Annotated in this window: 3 protein-coding genes; all 3 read left to right on the forward strand. The window is 61.8% G+C overall.

The features are described from left to right. The first annotated feature begins 579 nt into the window (after positions 1 to 579). Positions 580 to 2,352, forward strand: coding sequence for a BCCT family transporter (locus AC4FAH_RS12550; RefSeq protein WP_490246135.1), 1,773 nt, complete (start codon positions 580 to 582; stop codon positions 2,350 to 2,352). Positions 2,353 to 2,830: 478 nt separating this feature from the next. After that, complete coding sequence (locus AC4FAH_RS12555; protein WP_490246136.1) at positions 2,831 to 4,528, forward strand: BCCT family transporter; 1,698 nt, start codon at positions 2,831 to 2,833, stop codon at positions 4,526 to 4,528. Positions 4,529 to 4,808: 280 nt separating this feature from the next. Continuing rightward, positions 4,809 to 6,287 carry a BCCT family transporter gene (locus AC4FAH_RS12560; protein WP_287024605.1) on the forward strand — a complete coding sequence of 493 codons (1,479 nt, stop codon included), beginning with the start codon at positions 4,809 to 4,811 and terminating at the stop codon, positions 6,285 to 6,287. Positions 6,288 to 6,473: the final 186 nt, after the last annotated feature.

The raw sequence follows: 6,473 nt of genomic DNA on the forward strand, positions 1-6,473 counted from the left end.
CGATGGTTTCCGGTAGCGGGCCGATGTAATCGAGTCGCATCGTGCAGTGGCTCCAAAGAGTGAGAAGGTGAATCCGCCCTGCCCGTCGGCTGAGCTCAAGCAGCGTCGATGACGTCGTGAGGGCAAGCGCCTGAGGTGCAGGCTCCGCTCACGCCCCTGCACCGCCGGGATGTTATCCCGAAAGCGTCTCACAGACGGCCAACATTGTCGCTTTCAGGAAATAAGTGGTCGTATCACGTCAAGAATATCATTGCATGATTTCTATTTCTCAGACAGCCACGACGCCCCTGCGCGATAGCCCTTGCCAATGATTCTGCGTGACCGAATGGGCTCGCTGGCAAACGCGCTCTTGCGACACAGCCAATTCTCCAGAAGCTGTAGCCATCAAAATCAATTCCATTCATAATATATTGTAATACTTTGAGGGAGTTAGCGTCTTCTCGCGCGTTTCGACAAGCATTCACGTCTTCATCTCGTTGCCTTATCGACAACAATTTTTCGCGACAGATGAACGGTCATTCCGCCGTGACCGCGACAGGGAACGCTGGCCCTACGACCAGCTCGAACAGGAGATATTGCGTGACCCCACCTCAGCCTGATCCCGCCTCACCTGACAATGCCAGTACCAACAACACCACCTCTGACGGCAGCGCCGCGGCAGTCGTCGGCTCTCAGCGCTACCATTCGCCAGACCTGAGCCTGCGCGTCGAGACCTCCGGCCCGCTCAAGGGCATGCACAAGGGCATGACCCTGACCTCCGCCGGCCTGCTGCTGCTTTTCGTTCTCGCCACCGGCCTGGCACCCGAGCTGTCCTCCAGCCTGTTCGGCGCCGCGCGCGCCTGGATCGAATCCACCTTCGGCACCTATTACCTAGTGACCATCGTCTGTCTGATCGGCCTTTGCATTGCCCTCGTCTTCTCCCCCTGGGGCAAGCTGCGCCTGGGCGCGCCGGATAGCCGCCCTGAATTCTCGCGCTTCACCTGGGTCTCGATGCTGCTCTCGGCAGGCGTCGGGATCGGCATCCTGTTCTTCGGCGTCGCCGAACCAATGTTCTACTTCGACAACTCCGGCGGCTTCGGCTACCCCAACAATCCGCACGCTGACCTCGCCGGCCATATGGCGATGGATCACGCCCGCGCCGTCGACGCTCTCAAGCAAGCCTTCTTCCACTGGGGCCTGCACGGCTGGGCGGTCTATGTCATCGTCGGCATGACGCTGGCCTACTTCGCCTATCGCCGCAATCTACCGCTGGCACTGCGCTCCGCGCTCTATCCTCTGATCGGTGACCGCATCTACGGCCCCATCGGCCATGCCGTCGACATCATGGGCGTGCTGGGCTGCGTGTTCGGTATCGCCACCTCACTGGGGCTGGGCGTCAGTCAGATCGCCGTCGGCCTCAACCGCCTGACCGGTATCGACTCGGGTATCGGCACCCAGGTCGTGTTGATCGCGATCATCAGCGTCATCTCCATCGCCTCGGCGGTTTCCGGTGTCAAGCGCGGCATCCGCATCATTTCCGAGCTAAATGTCGGCGTGTCCGTCATCGTGGTCGGCAGCTTCCTGATCGGTGGCCCGACCCTGTGGCTGATCAGCATGTTCGGCGAGACGGTCGTGTCCTACGTGCGTGACGTCATCCCCATGGGCCTGTGGGTCGCGAGCACACCGGTCGAGCGCGACTGGCAGGATGCCTGGACCATCTTCTACTGGGCATGGTGGCTGGCATGGGCACCGTTCATCGGTCTGTTCATCGCGCGTATCTCCAAGGGCCGCACCCTGCGTGAATTCATCCTTGGCGTGCTGATTGCCCCGCCGCTGATCATCTTCATCTGGCAGAGCCTGTTCGGCGGCACCGCCCTGCATCAGGAACTGAACGCGGCCATGGGCCCTGGAACCGGCCAGCTGATGGGCATGATTCGCGACTGGAATCTGCCAGAGGCACTGTTCGCTACCGCAGATGCGCTGGTGAGCAATGACATTCTCAGCACCGTGCTGACGTCGCTGCTGATCTTCCTGCTGATCAGCTGGTTCGTGACCAGCTCCGACTCCAGCACCCTGGTCATCACCACCATCCTGTCGATGGGCGATGAAGACCCGCTGCCGCGTCACCGCATCTTCTGGGGTGTCTGCATCGGCTCCGTCGCGGCGGTGCTGCTGATGGCAGGCGGGCTCAAGGCGCTGCAGACGGTCCTGATGGCTGCCGCCCTGCCGGTCAGTTTCGTGATCCTCGCCATGACGCTTGGCCTGCTGGTCGCGCTGGTGGATGAATCGCGCAGCGTGATCAAATCGCGTCGTCAGCCGAAGACCGGCCCGCAAGCCACGCCGCGAACGGCCAGCCAGACCAACGCGGGCTAAGGACTGCAGAAGAGTCACACTCTTTGGTAGTGATTTGTCATCATCAAGTCACCAATGCCCGCTCAGGCCAACACCTGAGCGGGCATTGTCATTTCTGGCGTCTTTTGCATGCTCTTGACGTCGCGTTGCGGCAAATAGGCGTCGCTTTTCTCCAACGTCCACACACCGCACCTGACTAGTCTGGAAGGCGCAACCCTCGGCCTGACAGCCGGTTGCGTAGCTGACAGGACATTGACCGAAAAAGTGCCCAGCCAGGCAAGCATCACGCACTCTGCGTTCTCGAAATTGGCCACCCCCGGCATTGGCCTGATCGTGAACACCATCCCCCAACTTCAGCCACCGGCCTTACCCGTATCGATTCCGCTCTCAAGGCCTCAAGGCATTCGGGCCGCAGCAGGAGCGACAGCTCGAACGACAGCTCGAACGACAGCTCGAACGACAGCTCACACAACAACTACAACAATTCAGGAGTCTTCTCATGGCAGCGACAGACCATGATCCGCTCGGTGATTCCGCACCACACCCTTCGCAGAACAATGCCCTCACGGCACATATCCAGGTGGAAACCAGCGGCCCGCTCAGGGGCATGCACAAGGGCATGACCCTGACATCGGCCGGCCTGTTGCTGGCGTTCGTCGTCGGCGCCGGCCTCTCTCCCGATGGGGCGGCCGCCATCTTCGGTGCCGCGCGCAGCTGGATCGAACATACCTTCGGCACCTACTACCTGGTGCTGGTGGTCGCGATGATCGCCCTGTCGCTGGTACTGGTGTGCTCGCCGTGGGGCAGCCTGCGCCTTGGCCCCAAGGACAGTGCCCCGGAATTCTCGCGCTTCACCTGGATCTCGATGTTGCTCTCGGCTGGCGTCGGGATCGGCGTGCTGTTCTTCGGTGTCGCGGAGCCGATGTTCTATTTCGACAACTCCGGTGGCTTCGGCTACCCCAACAACCCGCATGCAGATCTGGCCGGCGCGACCGCCATGGACCACGCCCGCGCCATCGAGGCGCTCAAGGTGGCCTTCTTCCACTGGGGGCTGCATGGTTGGGCGATCTACGGCATGGTCGGCATGACGCTGGCCTACTTCGCCTATCGCCAGAAACTGCCGCTGGCGCTACGTTCAGCGCTCTATCCGCTGATCGGTGATCGCATCTACGGCCCGATCGGCCATGCCGTCGATATCATGGGCGTGCTGGGCTGCGTGTTCGGTATCGCCACCTCGCTGGGCCTGGGCGTCAGCCAGATCGCGGTGGGCCTCAATCGCCTCACTGACCTGGATGCCGGCATCGGCACGCAGCTGGCGTTGATCGTCGCCATCAGCGCGATCTCCATCGCCTCGGCAGTGTCCGGGGTCAAGCGCGGCATCCGCTATATCTCGGAACTCAATATCGGCGTGTCGATCATCGTGGTCGGCAGCTTCCTGATCGGTGGCCCGACACTTTGGCTGATCTCGCTGTTCGGCGAGACGTTGCTGGCCTATCTGCGCGATGTGGTGCCGATGGGGCTGTGGGTCGCCGAGACCCCGGGCGAGAGCAGCTGGCAGGAAGGCTGGACCATCTTCTACTGGGCCTGGTGGCTGGCGTGGGCGCCATTCATCGGACTGTTCATCGCCCGCATCTCCAAGGGCCGTACCCTGCGGGAATTCATCCTGGGCGTGCTCATCGCCCCGCCGCTGATCATCTTCATCTGGCAGGCGCTGTTCGGCGGTACCGGCCTGTATCAGGAGCTGGCGGCCAGCATGGGCGCCGACAGCGGCGAGCTGATGACGCTGGTGCGCAACTGGAACCTGCCCGAAGCACTGTTCGCCACCGCCGATGCCCTGGCGGGCAACAGCGTGCTGAGCGTCATCCTGTCGTCTCTGCTGATCTTCCTGTTGATCAGCTGGTTCGTGACCAGCTCGGATTCCAGCACTCTGGTGGTCACGACCATCCTGTCGCTGGGCGATGAAGAACCGCTGGCGCACCATCGTATCTTCTGGGGCATCTGCATCGGGCTGGTGGCCGGTACGCTGCTGATGGCAGCCGGACTCAAGGCGCTGCAGACCATCCTGATGGCTGCCGCCCTGCCGATGAGCTTCGTGATCGTGGCAATGACGCTGGGCCTTGTGGTGGCGCTCTATCAGGAATCCGGCAACGCACTGAAAAGGTTCAGGAAACCTGCCCGGAATCACACAGGCCCCTGAGCCCACTCAAAGCCCCTCACTCGACCCGAGCCCGTCGTGCCAGCAGGCAACGGCGGGTCTTGAGGCATGTCTTTCGCGTCAGGCGTTGCACGAAATACATAATGTCGTGTTATGGCAAATGCTGGTCGCCAATAACCAAAAATTCACCAGAGGGCAGGATAGGCTTATGAGGTCCTTGCCACCCACAGGAGTCAGCCATCGTTATCTGCCCTCGCTTGACGACTTATTGCTGCCGCCAGCTTGCCAGCTCGACAACAACAACTTCAGGAATCGCGCTCTCATGACGACCGACACTTCCTCCTCCCGCCAACCCGAGGCCACCACGGATTCCGTCTGCGGCCTGGGGGACACAGACTCCGCTAAAGGCAAGTACCTGACCTCGATCGCCACCGTCGCGGTCATCACGCTGCTGATCGGCGCCGCCGCCCTCTTCCCGACGGGATTCCTCGCGGCCCTCGACGCCGTCAAGACCTCGGTGATCGGCAATCTCGGCTTCATCTTCACCTGGCCGGCCTTCGCCATCTCGCTGGTAATGGTCGCGGTCTGCTTCACGCCGCTGGGCAAGCTGCGCTTCGGTGAAGGCGAACCGGAATTCCACACCCTGAGCTGGATGGGCATGCTGTTCGCCACCGGCATGGGCATCGGCCTGCTCACCTGGGGCGTGCTGGAGCCCAAGTACCATACCGATGCCGGTCAGAACACCGACATGGCGCTGCTCAACGCCTTCAACCACTGGGGCCTGCTTGCCTGGGCAGGCTATCTCGCCATCGGTGCATTGTTCGCGCATGCCATGTACAACATGAAGATGGCAAAGCCCGCCGAAGAACTGCTGGGCAATGGCCAGTGGAGCAAGCTCAACCTTGTCAGCCTCGTCGTTTCCACCGTCATCGGCCTGTCGCTGTCCTTCACCTACGCGACCACCCCGATCCAGCAGGGGCTGGTCAAGCTGGTCGGCATCGAGTTCAGCCCGACCCTGATCATCTGTGTGCTGGCCATGTGCGCCATCGTCTCCTCCGCCTCTGGCCTCAAGCGCGGCATCAAGTGGCTGAGCAACTACAACACCCTGTTCGCCATCATTCTGATGATCGGCGTACTGGTGCTGACCGTCCCCGGCGACATCCTCTCCACCTTCGTGCGTCTGGTGCCGGAATACCTGCTCAAGTACCCCGCAATGGCCACCGATATCGGCCTGGGCGATCCGGAGCGCAAGACATGGCTGGCCGACTGGCTGTATGCCTTCGAGGCGGCCTGGTACGGCTGGTTCATCTTCACCGGCGTCTTCATCGCCCGCATTTCCAAGGGCCGCACCCTGCGTGGCATGGTACTGGGCGTGATGCTGGTGCCGACCCTGTTCTCATGCCTGTGGTTCGTGGTGTTCGGTCTCGGCAGTCTGAGCCTGGGCGTCGATGACGTGTTCAAGCTGATCGATACCATCGATACCACCGGCATCCTCTCGGTGATACTGACGCTCAACATCCTGCTGTTCTTCATCACCAGCGCCGACTCCGCGGGCCTGGTGTGCGAGATGCTGACCGTCAAACACTCACGCGCCTTCTGGATCATCGCCATGGCCGCCCTGGCCGTCGTGGTCAGCTGGCTGGGCGGCGATGTCTACAAGACCCTCCTGAGCCTGATCTCGGTCGCCGCCATCCCCGTCGCCTTCGGCATCTTCGCCCTGGTGATCGCCTTCGTGATCCGCGTACGCCGTGATCGCGCCTCCCAGGCAATCCCGGCATCGGCGACACTCGCTCAGCGCTGAACCGCCATGGCGTGAGGTGATCCGCAGCGCACACTAGTGCGATGCAGTCTGCCCAACACAACGGCCCTGCCCTCGAATGAGGTGCAGGGCCGTGTCACGTCTGATGAACACCTTTTTTCGCTACCCGCCACGAACGACACGTCTTGCGCCTTCGCCGCATTGACAGTCCATCAGCACACACTGATA

It is taken from the genome of Cobetia sp. (genome assembly GCF_983723665.1).

Coding starts and splice junctions, on each gene's coding strand:
- AC4FAH_RS12555 (WP_490246136.1), top strand. CDS start 2,831: ATGGCAGCGACAGACCATGATCCGCTCGGTGATTCCGCACCACACCCT.
- AC4FAH_RS12560 (WP_287024605.1), top strand. CDS start 4,809: ATGACGACCGACACTTCCTCCTCCCGCCAACCCGAGGCCACCACGGAT.